Below are 15,867 nucleotides of genomic sequence, written 5' to 3'. Positions count from 1 at the left end.
GAGGCGACCGCAGACCCCGGCGACCGGAGATCCCGGACCGGGGCCCCCGGCGACCGCAGACCCCGGACCGGAGCCCCCCGGCGACCGGAGACCCCGGAAAAGCCCCTAGAACACCGGCACCGACCCCCGCGTCAGCCGCCAGTCCACCGAAGCGAACTGCGCCGGATCCACCGTCCCCTTCGCCTTCACCCACGACACGATCGTGTTGCGGATCTCGTCCGAATCCGCCCACAGCTGCCTGGCCTGCGGGACGTGCGGGAAGTTACCGCCACCCGAGGCCCGGTAGTTGTTCACCGCCAGCACGAACCGCCCCGCCGGATCCACCGGCTTCCCCTGGAAGGACAACCCCACGATCCGCGAACCCACCGGCTGCGCGATGTCGATGTCGTACGAGAGCCCGTACACCGCGTCGTAGTTGTAGTCCGGAACACCCTCGGCATTCGTCAGCTTCGCGGGATCCACCACCTCACCCGGAGCGGTCCGCACGAAGTACCGCGCCGAATACTCCAGATAGTCCTTCAGCTGCGCACCCGTCACCAGCCGCGCCTCCAGCGTGTTCTCGAACGGGTACAGACCCGCCGCATCCCTGATCGTCACCTTCCCCGCCGGTATCCCCGCCGTCCGCGAGAAACACGAGGCCTGCGACACCACCGGCAGCGCCGCCCACTCGCCACCCGCCAGAGCGGCCTTCACCGTCTCCGCCTGCACATGGTTGATCAGATCGATCACCGGCACGTCCTTGACCGGACCCTCCGCCGAAGACATCGCCTGCGTCGAGGTCCCGATCACCTGGTTCACGTACGCCACCACCTTGCGGTGCTCGTCCGCCAGCAGCCCCGTGATCTTCGGATCCTCAGCCACCGTATTCGAATTCAGCACGCTCGCCGCGACCTTCGTCACCGACCAACGACCCTTCTCCCACGCCAGCTCAAAATCGAACAACGTCAGCCGCTGGCCCCACTTCAGCGGCTCCGACAACACGACCTCCTGACCCGTCGCCCGGTTCCTCACCCGGTACTCCGCGATCTCCGTGTGCGCATGACCCACCAGGATCGCGTCGATCCCCGGCACCTGCTCCGCCACCAGGGCCGCCGCGTTCTCCACGTGCGGCAACTGGTCCCCGTACGAAGACGTACCGCTCGACCCCGAATGCGCCGACACGATCACCACGTCCGCACCCATCGAACGCAGCCGCGGCACGTACTTCGCCGCCTGCTCCTCCAGCCCCGGGAACGTCATCTGCCCCTGCACATGCGCCTTGTCCCAGATCGCGATCCCCGGATTCGTCAGCCCCAGCACCGCCACCTTCACGTCCCGCCCGCACGGCGTCCGCAACCGGTGCATGCTGTACGGCGCGAACGCCGGCCGCAACGTCCTCGCATCCAGCGCATTCGCCCCCAGCAGCGGGAAATCACACTGCTCCTCGAACTTCCGCAGCACCGGAATGCCGTAATTGAACTCGTGGTTCCCCAGCGCCGCCGCGTCGTACCCGATCGCATTCATCGCCTGCGCCATCGGATGCACCGGACCACGCCGCGCCGTGATCGGATCCACCTTCGCGTAGTAGTACGACAACTGCGTGCCCTGAATCGTGTCACCGGCATCGATCAGCAGCGTGTTGTGCCGCCCCTTCGCCGCCCGCACCTGATCGACCAACGTCGAGATCTTCGCCAGGCCGACATCGTTGTGCGCCTTGTCGTCGAACTCCCCGTCCGTGAAGTAATCCCAGTTGAAGACGTTCCCGTGCAGATCGGTCGTGCCCATCACGGTGAACGCGTACGTCCGCGCCCGCCCAGGCCGCCCCGGCTGCGCCACCGCCGGAGCCGCCGCAGCCCCCGTCAGCGCCACCGCCGCACCCGTCGCCGCCGTCGTACCCAGAAAAGCCCTGCGATCGAACGCCATGCCATCTCCCTCGTGAGATCCGAACAACGCGCGTAGACAGCGCGCGTAGATTCTGACCCAGCGGTAACAAGCGGCAACACCCCCACCAGGTTTCGATCCGATGACCGAACCCCCGCGCACCACAGTGCGAGAGAGTGAAGCCATGACCCAGGACGCACCGACCCAGGACACGCCGACCCACGACACCCCCCACCAGCCCTACGGAACCCCCGAAGTCCCCCGCGTCGCCGTCCGCGGCGAAGCCCGCCTCGAAGTCGACCCCGAGATCGCCCGCATCGGCATCACCGTCAGCGCCCGCGGCACCGACCGGCGCACCGCCCTCGACGACCTCACCCGCCGCAACAACACCGTCCTCGACCTCATCAAGAGCTACGGCGACCCCGTCGAAAAACTCGAAACCGGCGCCTTCTCCATCAGCCCCGAACTCACCCGCCACGGCCGCGGCGAACGCATCCGCGCCTACCACGGACGAGTGCACATCACCGCCGAGCTGAACGACTTCACCACCCTGGGTGAACTCACCACCCGCCTCGCCGACCTCGACCTCACCCAGGTCGACGGCCCCTGGTGGGCCCTGCGCCCCACCTCATCCGCCCACGGCGAAGCCCGGCGCCAAGCCGTACTCGAAGCCGTCCAGCGCGCCCGCGAATACGCCGAAGCCCTCGGCGCCCGCCTCGCCGCCCTCGTCGAACTCGCCGACCTCGGCGCCGAGAACGCCGCACCCTTCCCGCCCGCCCCCGGCGCCGGCATGCGCACCATGGCCTTCAGCACCACCGAGGACGCCGGAGCCCCGCCCCTGGACCTCGAACCGCAGCGCCAGACCGTCTACGCCCAGGTGAACGCGCGCTTCACGATGACCCCTCCGCAGCTCTGAGAACATACGCAGCCGTGCCCCCGGGGGTGCTCATCAGAGCACCCCCATGCACATTCAACAGTTGTCAACAAGCTTTTGCACAAAGGTTGTTGAGTGGACACCCGGAACCAATTTCCTACTGCCTGGTAGGGGCATACGCTCGCCTTATGCGCCGAGCGAAAATCGTATGTACCCTGGGCCCCGCCACCGACTCATACGACCAGATCAAAGCCCTGGTCGAAGCCGGAATGGACATCGCCCGCTTCAACCTCAGCCACGGCACCTACGCCGAACACGAGGAGCGCTACCAGCGCGTACGCAAGGCCTCCGACGAGACCGGCCGCAGCGTCGGCATCCTCGCCGACCTTCAAGGCCCGAAGATCCGCCTCGGCCGCTTCCGCGAAGGACCCGTACTGCTTGAACGCGGCGACGAGTTCACCATCACCGTCGAAGACCACGAAGGCGACCGCCACACCTGCGGCACCACCTACAAGGGCCTCGCCGCCGACGTCACCACCGGCGAACGCATCCTCGTCGACGACGGCCGCGTCACCCTCGAAGTCACCGCCGTCGATGGCCCCCGCGTCCGCACCACCGTCATCGAAGGCGGCATGGTCTCCGACCACAAGGGCCTCAACCTCCCCGGCGTCGCCGTCTCCGTCCCCGCACTCTCCGAAAAAGACATCGAAGACCTCCGCTGGGCCCTGCGCACCGGCGCCGACGTCATCGCCCTGTCCTTCGTCCGCAGCGGCCACGACATCGACGACGTCCACCGCATCATGGACGAGGAAGGCCGCCGCCTCCCCGTCATCGCCAAGATCGAAAAGCCCCAGGCCGTCGAGAACATCGACGCCATCGTCGCCGCCTTCGACGGCATCATGGTCGCCCGCGGCGACCTCGGCGTCGAAATGCCCCTCGAACAAGTCCCCATCGTCCAGAAGCGCGCCGTCAAACTCGCCAAGCGCAACGCCAAACCCGTCATCGTCGCCACCCAGATGCTCGACTCGATGATCGACAACTCCCGACCCACCCGCGCCGAAGCCTCCGACGTCGCCAACGCCGTCATCGACGGCACCGACGCCGTCATGCTCTCCGGCGAAACCAGCGTCGGCAAATACCCCGTCGAAACCGTCCGCACCATGTCCCGCATCGTCGAAGCCGCCGAAGAAGACATCCTCGCCAAGGGCCTCCCCCCGCTCACCGACCGCAACAAGCCCCGCACCCAAGGCGGAGCCGTCGCCCGCGCAGCCGCCGAAATGGGCGACTTCCTCGACGCCAAATTCCTCGTCGCCTTCACCCAGAGCGGCGACACCGTCCGACGGCTCTCCCGCTACCGCTCACCCATCCCCCTCCTCGCCTTCACCCCCGACCCCGCCACCCGCTCCCAGCTCAACCTCACCTGGGGCGTCGAAACCTTCCTCGGCCCCCACGTCGACTCCACCGACGCCATGGTCGCCCAGGTCGAAGAAGAACTCCTGCGCATCGGCCGCTGCGTACCCGGCGACACCGTCGTCATCACCGCCGGCTCACCCCCCGGCGTCAGCGGCTCCACCAACCTCGTCCGCATCCACCACATCGGCGAAGCCGTCCGCTGACCACCACCGCAGCACCGCGTCGGGCAGCTCCCACCCGCACAGAGGGAGCCCCCGCCCGACGCGGTCGCCCGCCGGAGCCGCGGCCGGGCTAGTACTTCGGGCCGATGTGCGCGTCCATGAGCGCGACGGAGGCCTTGCGGGCGATGGACACGTTGAAGGGGTCGCTGCCCCGCGCCAGGACGGTCCACTGGACGCCGACCTTCGTGAGCGTGTCGGTGCACAGCTTCCGGATGTCGTCCGACTTGTTGGTGAAGAAGTACCGGGGGTACTCGTAGCGCTTACCGTTCCGGACGGTCCAGTTGATGATGCGGCACCCGTCGGAATGAATTAGTCCCCGGAGGAACTCCCAGGGATATGCCTCGACGATGTCCTGCTGCCAGCCTTCAAGGGTGATTCGCCGCTCGTGCTTGTTGCCGGGCCCGTGCTGGGGAAACATGCAGGGCCAGTGCTGTGAGTACGACTTGACCTCCACGCAACCCCGCCGATGGCGACGCCCTGTCGCCGGCGCGGGCATGACGAGGTGCATGGCCAGCTCGGCGCCGTCTATCAGGCCTGGCCATGTCGCATCGCAGAAGACGGAGAGATGGTGCTGTTTGTACTTGGAGATGATGTGGCCGTCTCCGAGGTAGAGGCCCAGGAGGTAGGAGTACGCCTGCTGATCGAATGCGCGGCCGGTGCATATCGGGCAGTCGGTCAGCTGGGTGTACGTCTCACCACGATGTCGGCGGTCCTCGTACCGCCACCAGCCCACGGTGCCGCGCGGGACACCGAGATACTCGGCCACCATCCGGTTGGTGACACCTTTGCGCAACAAGAGGACGGCTTCATCGCGTATCGAAGGATTGTGCTCCACGAGGGGAGCCTCGCGGCTATTCGTCCGGTTGGTCGCAATTCGAAGTTTCGTTCACCATGACGAGTGAAGATCGCCAAATTTATCTGACGACCTTGGAATCGAAGGAGAAGTGCCCCGGGTCGGATTCGAACCGACGCTGAATGGGTTTTGAATCCATGGCCTCTACCGCTGGGCTACCGGGGCCCCTTCGAAACGAAGGATACCGAAGACCCTCCGTGTCACAAACATACAGGAGCTAGGTAGGCTCGGGGGAGCTGAATCGCCTTGCACAAGGAGCCCCCGTGACCGCCGAGCACGAGTCGACGCCCACGCCCGACGCCGACCAGTCGCACGTTCCGCCGCTGACGACCCGGGTCGTCATCGCCGAGGACGAGGCGCTCATCCGCCTGGACCTGAAAGAGATGCTGGAGGAGGAGGGGTACTCCGTCGTCGGTGAGGCCGGGGACGGGCAGCGGGCCGTGGAGCTGGCGCGGGAGCACCGGCCCGACCTGGTGATCCTCGACGTGAAGATGCCCGTGCTGGACGGGATCTCCGCGGCCGAGAAGATCGCGGAGGAGTCCATCGCCCCCGTGCTCATGCTGACCGCGTTCTCGCAGCGCGACCTGGTCGAGCGGGCCCGTGACGCCGGGGCCATGGCGTACCTGGTGAAGCCGTTCAGCAAGAGCGACGTGGTGCCGGCCATCGAGATGGCGGTGTCGCGCTTCGCGGAGCTGCGGGCGCTGGAGAAGGAGGTCGCGGACCTCTCGCTGCGTCTGGAGACGCGCAAGCTGGTCGACCGGGCCAAGAGCATCCTGCAGACGCAGTACGGGCTGACGGAGCCGGCTGCGTTCCGGTGGATCCAGAAGACGTCCATGGACCGCCGCATGTCCATGCAGCAGGTCGCGGAGGCGGTCATCGAGGACGCCGAGGAGAAGAAGAACGCGGCCAAGGGCTGACGTTCCCCGGACGTACGTGAGGCCCGTCTCCCCCCGAGGGGAGGCGGGCCTCACGCGTGTGTGGCGGTGGAGCGGGCGGGGTCAGTCCTCGCCGAGGTAGGCCTTGCGGACGTCCTCGTTGGTGAGGAGTTCGCGGCCGGGGCCGGACAGGACGACCTTGCCGATCTCCAGGACGTGGCCGCGGTCGGCCAGGGAGAGCGCGGCCTGGGCGTTCTGCTCGACCAGGAGGATGGTCGTGCCCTGGGCCTTGAGCTCGGCGATGGTCGCCATGATCTTCTGCATCATGATCGGGGAGAGGCCCATGGAGGGCTCGTCCAGCATGAGCAGCTTGGGGCGGGACATGAGGGCGCGGCCCATGGCGAGCATCTGCTGTTCGCCGCCCGAGAGGGTGCCGGCGGCCTGCTTGCGGCGTTCTCCCAGGATGGGGAAGAGGTCGTAGGCGCGCTGGACGTCCTGCTGGATGCCTTCCTTGTCCTTGCGGAGGAAGGCGCCGAGGAGGAGGTTGTCCTCGATGCTCATGCGGGGGAAGATGTGCCGGCCCTCGGGGGAGTGGGCGAGTCCGAGGGAGACGATCTCGTGGGCGGGGACCTTCTTCAGGGACTTGCCGTTGAACTTGATCTGGCCGCCGCGCGGTTTGATCAGTCCGGACAGGGTCCGCAGGGTGGTGGTCTTGCCCGCGCCGTTGGTGCCGATGAGGGTGACGATCTGGCCGGCGTCGACGCTGAAGGAGATGCCCTTGACGGCTTCGATCTTGCCGTAGGCGACGCGGAGGTCCTCGACCTCGAGCAGTGCGGTCACTTGGGCTCTCCGTCCGTGCTGGTGGTGCTGTGCGCCTCGGCGGCCTCGACCTCGGCGGCTTCTTCGGCGCCGGGGGCGCCTTCGAAGGGCTCGCCGAGGTAGGCGGCGATGACGCGCTCGTCGCTCTGGACCTCGCTGGCGGTGCCTTCGATGAGCTTCTCGCCCTGGACGAGGCAGGCGACCCGGTCGCAGAGGTTGAAGATGAAGCGCATGTCGTGCTCGATGACGAGGACGGCGATGCCCATGTCCCGGATGGCGAAGATGAGTTCTTCGGTGGCCCGGGTCTCCTGCGGGTTCATGCCGGCGGTGGGCTCGTCCAGGAGGATGAGGCCGGGGTCGCTGGCGAGGGCGCGGGCGATTTCGAGCTTGCGCTGTTCGCCGTACGGCAGGTTGCGGGAGAGGTGTTCGGCCTTGTGGGCGAGGCCGATGAACTCGAGGAGTTCCATGGCCTTCTCGCGGCTGGCCTTTTCCTCGCGGTGGAAGGCGGGGAGGCGCAGGAGGGAGGCCCAGAGGCCTTGCTTGGTGCGGGTGTGGCGGCCGACGAGGACGTTTTCCAGGACCGTCATGTTGTTGAAGAGACGGATGTTCTGGAAGGTGCGTGCGACGCCGGCTGCGGTGACCTTGAAGGACTTGGGCGGCAGGACCGTGTCCTTGTACCGGACTTCTCCCTCGGTGGGGATGTAGAGGCCGGTGAGGCAGTTGAAGAAGGTGGTCTTGCCTGCGCCGTTGGGGCCGATGAGGCCGACGATCTCGCCGCTGCGGACGGTGAGGTCGACGTTGTTGACGGCGGTGAGGCCGCCGAAGCGCATGGTGACGCCGCGCGCGTCGAGGACGGTCTCCGCCGTGCTGGGGGCGGTGGTGGTGGTCGTCATGGGTCAGACCCCTGCCTTGCCGAGGACTGTGGGAGCGGCGGCCTGGTCGTGGAGTTCGAGCTGGTTGCGCCGGTTGGGGATGAGGCCTTCGGGGCGCAGTCGCATCAGGACGATGAGGGCGACGCCGAAGACGAGGAGCTGGTACTCGCCGAGGAACTGGAGCTTGTTGGGGATGAGGAAGAGGAGGGCGCCGCCGACGAGGGGGCCGGAGATGGTGCCCATGCCGCCGAGGACTACCGCGGCGAGCAGGAATGCGGAGTTCGGGGGGATGGCCTCGGCGAACTTGTACTGGTCGGGGGTGACCGTGTACTGGACGTGTGCCTGGACGACGCCGGCGAGGCCGGCGAGGGTGGCGCCGAGGGCGAAGGCGATGAGCTTGACGCGGAAGCCGTTGATGCCCATGGCTTCGGCGGCGGTTTCGTCTTCGCGGATGGCGACCCAGGCGCGGCCGATGCGGGATTCTGCGCTGCGGCGGAAGACGAGGACCACGATGAGGGTGATCGCCAGCATGAGCAGGAAGTAGTTCGCGAATCGGCCGATGGTGAAGCCTGCGAAGGTGTGTGCGGCTCCGAAGTCGAATCCGAGGATGTTGATGTTCGGGATGTTGGCGACGCCGTTGGGGCCGTTGGTGATGTCGGGGCCGGAGACGCCGTCGAGGTTGTTCATGGAGATGCGGAAGATCTCTCCGAAGCCGAGCGTCACGATGGCGAGGTAGTCGCCGCGCAGTCGCAGGGTCGGGGCGCCGATGAGGACGCCGAAGATCATGGATGCGGCGGCTCCGGCGAGCAGGGCTGCCCAGAAGGGGAGCTGTACGCCGAAGGGCGAGTTCGGGGAGCCGGAGACCAGGGCCGCGGTGTAGGCGCCGACGCCGAGGAAGGCGACGTAGCCGAGGTCGAGGAGGCCGGTGAGGCCGACGACGATGTTCAGGCCGAGGGCGACGGTGGCGAAGATCAGGATGTTGACGCCGAGGCTCGCGTACTGGTCGTCGGTCTGGGTGAGGGGGAAGGCGGCCGCGGCGGCGAAGGCGCCGACGAGGGCGACGTTGCGGTGGCGGGAGGTGAGGGCGGTGAGGCGGGCCATGAGGCCTGCCTTGTTGAGCGCTGCCGCGGCGAAGCTGACCGTGATGAGGAAGCCGATGAAGAGTTCCTGGTACGGGGTGGTGATGCCGTAGGTGAAGACGGCGAGCCCGAGGCCGAGGACGGCTGCGATGAGGAGGATTTCGGTCCAGGCGGGGAGGACCTTCGCGGGGGCGACGGGGCCGGAGGCGAAGGCTGCCTTGAAGGTGGTCCAGGTGTTGCCGGCTTCGTGCTTGAACTTTTCCCAGTCGTTGTCGTCGGGGTCGGGGCCTTCGAGGGCCGGCCGCTTGAAGGGCAGGGCGAAGGCGCCGATGACGGCGGCGAGGCTGACGAGGGCGGCTACGCCGGCTCCGGGTTCGAGGTCGACGAGGGCGCCGAGCTCGACCACGATGGAGACGACGGTGTACCAGGTGGTGGCGAAGGCGGCGAGGGCGGCGAGTTTGATGGCCGCGTCGGTGCCTGCGGGGGCGAGCCAGCCGAGGCCCTTGACGCCGTAGGAGGCGAGGCCGAAGAGGGTGGTGAGGGCGCCGCCGATGAGGACGAGCCACTGGAGGCCGCCGGGGTAGCCGTAGACGGTGAGGTTGCCGGGGTAGGCGGTGGTCCAGGTCCAGGCGAGGAAGGCGGAGAGGACGGTGAGGGCGCCGCCGCCGGTGGCGAGGAGGCGGGCTGTCTTCTCGGGGAGGGCGATGAAGCCCTTGTCCTCGGCGGTGGTGTTCTCGGCGAGGTCTGCGGTGATGGTCGTCATGGAGGTCACACCCTGTCCGCCACGCGCTGGCCCAACAGGCCCTGGGGCCGGAAGAGGAGCACGAGGATGAGAAGTACGAACGCCCAGGTGTTGCCCCAGGACTGTCCGCCGAGCTGCTGGAGGCCGGGGATTTCGTCGACGTAGACCGTGGTGAGGGTCTCGGCGAGGCCGAGGACGAGGCCGCCGACCATGGCGCCGTAGATGTTGCCGATGCCGCCGAGGACTGCGGCGGTGAAGGCCTTGAGGCCGAGGAGGAAGCCCATCTTGAACTGGACTTCGCCGTACTTGAGGCCGTAGGCGACGGCTCCGATGGCGGCGAAGAGGGCGCCGAGGGCGAACGCGGTGGTGATGATGCGGTCGGTGTTGATGCCCATGAGCTTGGCGGTGTCGGGGTCCTGGGCGGTTGCCTGCATGCCGCGGCCGGTGCGGGTCTTCTTGACGAAGAAGCCGAGGAAGGCCATGGAGACGGGGGCTGCGATCAGGAGGAAGACGTCACCGGTCTGGATGGTGATGCTGCCGAGGTGGAAGGGTCCGCCGGCGATCTCGGGGAAGACGATGGAGCTGGTGGCGCCCGGGTACCAGGCCCATACCGCCTGCTGGAGGGCGATGGAGAGGCCGATGGCGGTGATGAGCGGGGCGAGGCGTGGTGCGTTGCGCAGGGGGCGGTAGGCGAAGCGTTCCGCGCCGACGGCGATGGTGGTGGCCACGATGACCGCGCCTATGAGCATGAGCGGCAGGGCGAGCCACATGGTGGTGCCGCCGGGGAGCATCAGCCAGACCGTGAGCGCGCCGAAGCCGCCGGTCATGAAGATCTCGCCGTGGGCGAAGTTGATGAGCTGGACAATGCCATAGACCATCGTGTAGCCGATGGCGACGAGCCCGTACATGGATCCCAGTAGCAGGCCGTTGACCAGCTGTTGCGGCAGTTCGTGCACCGCAGGTCCTCCGAGTCTTTCGACGGATGTGACACCGCGCGGGGCGCTTTGTGTGCGCGCCCCGCGCGGCAGAGAGGGGTGGGGGTTGCTAGCGGGTGGCCGGGGGGCCGGCTAGCGGGTGGGAGGTCAGCTGAGGGTGCCGGACTCGACGGTCTTGAAGTCGTCGCCCTCGACCTTGTAGACGGTCAGCTGCTTGTTGGTGGCGTCGCCGAACTCGTCGAAGGAGACCTTGCCGGTCACGCCGTCGAAGGAGACCTTCTGGACGGCGTCGAGGACCTTGGCGCGGGCGTCGGTGGGGAGCTTGCCGCCGTTGGCGTCGACGACGGTCTTGATGGCCTCGATGATGGCCCAGGCCGAGTCGTAGGAGTAGCCGCCGTAGGCCGAGAAGTCGTCCTTGAAGTTGGCCTTCTTGTAGTTCGCGATGAACTCCTGCGCGGAGGGCAGGGTCTCGACGGGGGCTCCGACGGAGGTGCTGAAGTCGCCCTGGGCGCCTTCACCGGCGAGCTCGACGTACTTCTTGTCCTTGATGCCGTCGCCGCCGGCGAGCGGGATGTTGGCCCCGGAGGCCTTGATCTGCTTGCTGAGCGGGCCGGCTGCGGGGTACTCGCCGCCGTAGTAGACGACGTCGGCGCCGGAGTTCTTGACCTGGGTCACGACGGCGGAGAAGTCCTTGCTCTCCGGGTCGATGTGGCCTTCGCCGACGACGGAGCCGCCGAGCTTGGTGAACTCGCCCTTGAAGGTTCCGGCGAGGCCCGCGCCGTACGTCTTCTTGTCGTCGATGATGAAGACCTTCTTCTTGCCGGCCTTGTTGAAGAGGTACTGCGCGGCGAAGGGGCCCTGGATGGCGTCCGTGGTGGCGGTGCGGAAGTAGCTCTTGTAGGTGCGCACCTTCTCGCCGCTGGCCCACTTGGGGCCCTGGGTGAGGGAGGGGCTGGTGTTGGCCGGGGAGATCTGGACGAGCTTGGCGTCGTCGAAGACCTTCTGCATGGACTCCGAGACGGAGGAGTTCAGCGGGCCGACGACGCCGAGGACGTCCTTGTTGGCGACGAGCTTGGTCGCGTTCTGCTGGCCGGATGCGGCCTGGGCCTGGTCGTCGAGGGCTTCGAGCTTGAAGGTGATGCCCTTGACGTACTTCTTCTCGTTGGCCTGGCGGACGGCCAGGTCGACGGAGTTGCGGATGCCGAGGCCGAGGGCCGACAGGTCGCCGGTCGTCGGGGAGTCGACGCCGATGACGACCGTGGTGTCGCCGCCGCCGGCGTCGTTCCCGCCCTTGTCGTCGCGCGAACCACAGGCGGTGAGAGTGAGGGCACCCGCGGCAAGCGCGGCCGTCACGGCAATGAGCGAACGATGACGCACGATCAGTCCTTTCCAGGCACGGCGTCCCCCCTGGGACGCGCCGAGTCGTAACGCGGGGAACCGAACTGAAAGGAATCCGGTGGTCGCGGTGACTGGCCGTGACTCTAGGCGGCTGATAGGCCCATATGGAGGGCTTGGGCCAATGATGTGACTCTCTTGTTATGCCACGGCGTAATGCATAGCGGATCTGTGGGGGTGGAACGGGGGAATTCCGGCCGGTTCGTCTTGTCCGCATGGTGAGATGCGGCAGGACTGTCCGTGGGTTTGAGTCCTGACTCTCCAGGACTCTTGGGGGTTTTGGTCATGACGGGCGCGGGGGGTCCGCATCTCGATCTCCGGGACAACCGCTGGTCAGCGCATTGGAAAGAACCCCGGTTAACGGTCACCCAGGGTGGGGTCGGGCCCTTCATTTCGATGGTCATTGCGCAGGGTTACCCCCGGAAATGCAAGGCTTGAATTCCGTGCCGTATGCACCCATTGGAGGCTCCCAATCGCCTCCTCCGTCCCACGTGCCGCTCCCGTAACGGCAACGGAGCGTGTGCGTCGCGGCGACGTCACCCTCCGTGTCCGGACGTATCGCCCTGTCCGCTGAGCGGTGACCGGTGGGGCGGGCGGGGTGCCGACACGGACAGTGAGGGGTCCTCGTCACCAGGGGCCGCCCGTGGGGGAGCCGGAGCGGTGGCGATCGGCGCAGCGCTGCCGTGCTTCGCGGGCCGCGAGGGCGCGCCCGGCGTCCCGGCCCGCGGCCCGTTCCTCGGCGCGGGCCGCGGTGACGACGGCGCGCAGGATCTCGTTCTGGCCGCCGGAGAGGCCCATGGCCTGGTAGTCGAGGCCTACGGGGTCCTGGCCGGGTTCGGCGTCGAGGAGGACGCCGCTCCAGTGGGTGATCAGGTGGGCGCACAGCTCCTCGGGGGAGGTGGTGCGCGGGGCGGGGGAGGCGGGACCGGTGGCGGGGGACCCGGGGGCGCCGGGGGAGCAGCCGAGGGCGAGCACGGCGACGACGGCTGCCGCGCCTGCTGTCCGGGCGCTCCGCGGCGCCGGTCCCGTACCCATGCGGGGCACGCTAGACCGGCGCCGGAGAAGTCACAACGGCTAGGCGTTACCGGGGTGTTGCGGGTCGGTGTCGCGCAGCAGGCAGGTGAGCCGGGCGGTGCAGACCCGGCGGTCCTGCTCGTCGGTGATCACGATCTCGTAGGTGGCGGTGGAGCGGCCGCGGTGCACGGGGGTGGCGACGCCGGTGACGATGCCGGAGCGGGCGCCGCGGTGGTGGGTGCAGTTGAGGTCGACGCCGACGGCGATCTTGGTGATGCCGCCGTGCAGCATGGAGCCGACGGAGCCGAGGGTCTCGGCAAGCACGGCGGAGGCGCCGCCGTGCAGGAGTCCGTAGGGCTGCGTGTTGCCCTCGACGGGCATGGTGCCCACGACGCGGTCGGCCGAGGCCTCCAGGATGCGGATGTCCATCCGCTCGCCGAGGTGGCCCGCCGAGAACAGCGAGGGCAGGTCGATGCCCAGGGCCGCGTACTCGTCGAGGACCTCCTGCGGGAACTTCACAGCGTGCTGCTCGCCCATGGGCCGGCTCCGTTCGTCAACGCTCGTTAACCATCTTGTCCTGGGGTCGTTCTATCAGGCCGGTTCGAAGCGCACGACGACGGACTTGCTCGCGGGGGTGTTGCTGGTGTCCGCGGTGGAGTCGAGGGGGACCAGGACGTTGGTCTCGGGGTAGTAGGCGGCGGCGCAGCCGCGGGCGGTGGGGTAGTGCACGACGCGGAAGCCGGGGGCGCGTCGTTCCACACCGTCCTTCCACTCGCTGACGAGGTCCGTGTAGGAGCCGTCGGGCAGGCCCAGTTCGGCGGCGTCCTCGGGGTGGACCATGACGACGCGGCGGCCGCCGGTGATGCCCCGGTAGCGGTCGTCGAGGCCGTAGATGGTGGTGTTGTACTGGTCGTGGCTGCGCAGGGTCTGCAGGAGCAGCCGGCCCGCGGGGAGGCGGGGGTATTCGACGGGGGCGGCCGTGAAGTTGGCCTTGCCGGTGCTGGTGGGGAAGCGGCGTTCGTCGCGGGGGGCGTGGGGCAGCTGGAAGCCTCCGGGGCGGGCGACCCGGGCGTTGAAGTCCTGGAAGCCGGGGACGACGCGGGAGATCCGGTCGCGGATGGTGGAGTAGTCGCGTTCGAACTCCTCCCAGGGGGTCTTCGAGGCCGTGCCGAGGACGGCGCGGGCCATGCGGGCCACGATGGCGGGCTCGGAGAGCAGGCGGGGGCCGGCGGGGGCGAGGTTGCCGCGGGAGGCGTGGACCATGCCCATGGAGTCCTCGACGGTCACGAACTGCTTGCCGGTGGCCTGGTGGTCCTTGTCGGTGCGGCCGAGGGTGGGCAGGATCAGGGCGCGCCGGCCGGTGACCGCGTGGGAGCGGTTGAGTTTGGTGGAGACGTGCACGGTCAGGGAGGCGCGGCGGATCGCGGCCTCGGTGACGTCGGTGTCGGGGGTGGCGCCGACGAAGTTGCCGCCCATGGCGAAGAAGACCTTGGCGTCGCCGTCGCGCAGGGCCTGGATGGAGCGGACGACGTCGTAGCCGTGGCGGCGGGGCGAGGTGATCCCGAATTCCCGGTCGAGGGCGTCGAGGAAGGCGGGTGCGGGGCGTTCGAAGATCCCCATGGTGCGGTCGCCCTGGACGTTGGAGTGGCCGCGGACGGGGCAGACGCCGGCGCCGGGGCGGCCGATGTCGCCGCGCAGGAGGAGGAGGTTGACGACCTCGCGGATGGTGGCGACGGCGTGCTTGTGCTGGGTGAGGCCCATGGCCCAGCAGACGATGGTGCGCTTCGAGGCGAGGACCATGGCCAGGGCGCGTTCGATCTCGGGCCGCGTCAGGCCGGTGGCGGTGAGGGTCTCGGCCCAGTCCGCCTCCTTGGCGGCGGCGGCGAAGGCCTCGTAGCCGTGGGTGTGTTCGCGGATGAACTCCTCGTCGGTGGCGTCGCCCGCCTCGATGACGAGTTTGTTGAGGAGGCGGAAGAGGGCCTGGTCGCCACCGATGCGGATCTGCAGGAAGAGGTCGTTGAGGGCGGTGCCCTTGAGCATGCCGAGGGGGGTCTGCGGGTTCTTGAAGCGTTCCATGCCGGCTTCGGGCAGCGGATTCACCGAGATGATCTTCGCGCCGGCGGCCTTGGCCTTCTCCAGGGCGGAGAGCATGCGCGGGTGGTTGGTGCCCGGGTTCTGTCCGGCGACGATGATCAGGTCGGCCTGGTGGAGGTCCTCCAGGGAGACGCTGCCCTTGCCGATGCCGATGGTCTCGTTCAGCGCGGAGCCCGAGGACTCGTGGCACATGTTGGAGCAGTCGGGCAGGTTGTTGGTGCCGAACTCGCGGACGAAGAGCTGGAAGAGGAACGCGGCCTCGTTGCTGGTGCGGCCCGAGGTGTAGAAGACGGCCTCGTCCGGGGAGGCGAGGGCGGTCAGTTCCTCCGCGATGATCGCGAAGGCCCGCTCCCAGCTGATCGCCTCGTACCGGTCCGCGCCCTCGGGCAGGTACATCGGCTCGGTGATCCGGCCCTGCTGCCCCAGCCAGTAACCGGAGCGTGCCGCCAGGTCGGCCAGGGGGTGCGCGGCGAAGAACGCGGGGGTGACCCGGCGCAGCGTGGCCTCCTCCGCGACGGCCTTGGCGCCGTTCTCGCAGAACTCGGCGGCGTGCCGCTTGTGGCCCTCGGGCCAGGCGCAGCCGGGGCAGTCGAAGCCGTCCTTCTGGTTGACCTTGAGCAGGGTGCGGGCGGTGCGGACCAGGCCCATCTGCTGCTGGCCGACCTTGAGCGTGTGCCCGATGGCGGGCAGGCCGGCGGCTGCGTGCTGCGGGGGCGCGACCTGCGGCGCGTCCTGTACGGGATCACCTGCGGGCGGCTTGGTGGCCATGTCGCTCCCCTTCGAGCAGTGGTTTCCTACTCCTTCGATCCTGTCACGCCCGG

At 68.3% G+C, this 15,867-nt stretch carries 13 protein-coding genes and 1 tRNA gene; 3 read left to right on the top strand and 11 right to left on the bottom strand.

The window, feature by feature from the left end:
* Positions 1-105: 105 nt before the first annotated feature.
* On the bottom strand, positions 106-1,902 hold the full coding sequence (locus tag ACFWUZ_RS07380) for a bifunctional metallophosphatase/5'-nucleotidase (RefSeq protein WP_384368522.1): 1,797 nt from the start codon (positions 1,900-1,902) through the stop codon (positions 106-108).
* A 142-nt stretch (positions 1,903-2,044) separates the two neighbouring features.
* On the opposite strand from ACFWUZ_RS07380, the gene ACFWUZ_RS07375 reads away from it, so the two are divergent.
* Entirely contained in the window at positions 2,045-2,776 is a 732-nt protein-coding gene (locus tag ACFWUZ_RS07375) for an SIMPL domain-containing protein (protein WP_384368519.1), read from the top strand.
* Positions 2,777-2,922: 146 nt separating this feature from the next.
* Complete coding sequence (pyk, locus tag ACFWUZ_RS07370; RefSeq protein WP_384368517.1) at positions 2,923-4,350, top strand: pyruvate kinase; 1,428 nt, start codon at positions 2,923-2,925, stop codon at positions 4,348-4,350.
* An 88-nt stretch (positions 4,351-4,438) separates the two neighbouring features.
* On the opposite strand, the gene ACFWUZ_RS07365 is transcribed toward pyk, so the two are convergent.
* Together ACFWUZ_RS07365 and ACFWUZ_RS07360 are read right to left on the bottom strand one after the other, a co-directional pair.
* A complete protein-coding gene (locus ACFWUZ_RS07365; RefSeq protein WP_384368514.1) occupies positions 4,439-5,137 on the bottom strand; it encodes a helix-turn-helix domain-containing protein in 699 nt (232 codons plus the stop codon).
* Between the two features lie 176 nt (positions 5,138-5,313).
* A tRNA-Leu gene (locus ACFWUZ_RS07360) sits at positions 5,314-5,386 on the bottom strand.
* Between the two features lie 98 nt (positions 5,387-5,484).
* Here ACFWUZ_RS07360 and ACFWUZ_RS07355 point away from each other — a divergent pair.
* Positions 5,485-6,138: an ANTAR domain-containing response regulator gene (locus tag ACFWUZ_RS07355; RefSeq protein ID WP_384368511.1), complete on the top strand. Its 654-nt coding sequence runs from the start codon at positions 5,485-5,487 to the stop codon at positions 6,136-6,138.
* A gap of 81 nt (positions 6,139-6,219) precedes the next feature.
* Here ACFWUZ_RS07355 and ACFWUZ_RS07350 read toward each other — a convergent pair whose 3' ends face one another.
* The 8 genes from ACFWUZ_RS07350 to ACFWUZ_RS07315 all read right to left on the bottom strand — a co-directional run bounded on the left by ACFWUZ_RS07350 (position 6,220) and on the right by ACFWUZ_RS07315 (position 15,814).
* A complete protein-coding gene (locus ACFWUZ_RS07350; protein ID WP_384368508.1) occupies positions 6,220-6,936 on the bottom strand; it encodes an ABC transporter ATP-binding protein in 717 nt (238 codons plus the stop codon).
* On the bottom strand, positions 6,933-7,808 hold the full coding sequence (locus ACFWUZ_RS07345; RefSeq protein ID WP_384368505.1) for an ABC transporter ATP-binding protein: 876 nt from the start codon (positions 7,806-7,808) through the stop codon (positions 6,933-6,935). The genes ACFWUZ_RS07350 and ACFWUZ_RS07345 overlap by 4 nt, the downstream gene beginning before the upstream one ends.
* 3 nt (positions 7,809-7,811) lie before the next feature.
* Positions 7,812-9,638, bottom strand: coding sequence for a branched-chain amino acid ABC transporter permease (locus ACFWUZ_RS07340; RefSeq protein WP_384368502.1), 1,827 nt, complete (start codon positions 9,636-9,638; stop codon positions 7,812-7,814).
* A complete protein-coding gene (locus ACFWUZ_RS07335) occupies positions 9,635-10,564 on the bottom strand; it encodes a branched-chain amino acid ABC transporter permease (protein ID WP_384368499.1) in 930 nt (309 codons plus the stop codon). Before ACFWUZ_RS07335 ends, ACFWUZ_RS07340 begins: the two co-directional genes overlap by 4 nt.
* A 126-nt stretch (positions 10,565-10,690) precedes the next feature.
* Positions 10,691-11,920: a branched-chain amino acid ABC transporter substrate-binding protein gene (locus tag ACFWUZ_RS07330; protein WP_384368496.1), complete on the bottom strand. Its 1,230-nt coding sequence runs from the start codon at positions 11,918-11,920 to the stop codon at positions 10,691-10,693.
* 645 nt (positions 11,921-12,565) lie between these two features.
* Positions 12,566-12,973, bottom strand: coding sequence for a hypothetical protein (locus tag ACFWUZ_RS07325; RefSeq protein ID WP_384368493.1), 408 nt, complete (start codon positions 12,971-12,973; stop codon positions 12,566-12,568).
* Between the two features lie 39 nt (positions 12,974-13,012).
* Positions 13,013-13,489: a PaaI family thioesterase gene (locus ACFWUZ_RS07320; RefSeq protein WP_384368490.1), complete on the bottom strand. Its 477-nt coding sequence runs from the start codon at positions 13,487-13,489 to the stop codon at positions 13,013-13,015.
* A 54-nt stretch (positions 13,490-13,543) separates the two neighbouring features.
* Positions 13,544-15,814, bottom strand: coding sequence for an FdhF/YdeP family oxidoreductase (locus tag ACFWUZ_RS07315; RefSeq protein ID WP_384368483.1), 2,271 nt, complete (start codon positions 15,812-15,814; stop codon positions 13,544-13,546).
* Positions 15,815-15,867 lie beyond the last annotated feature (53 nt).

It is taken from the genome of Streptomyces sp. NPDC058646 (genome assembly GCF_042716875.1).
Classification (GTDB): Bacteria; Actinomycetota; Actinomycetes; order Streptomycetales; family Streptomycetaceae; genus Streptomyces.
This window is presented reverse-complemented; position numbering and strand designations above follow the sequence as displayed.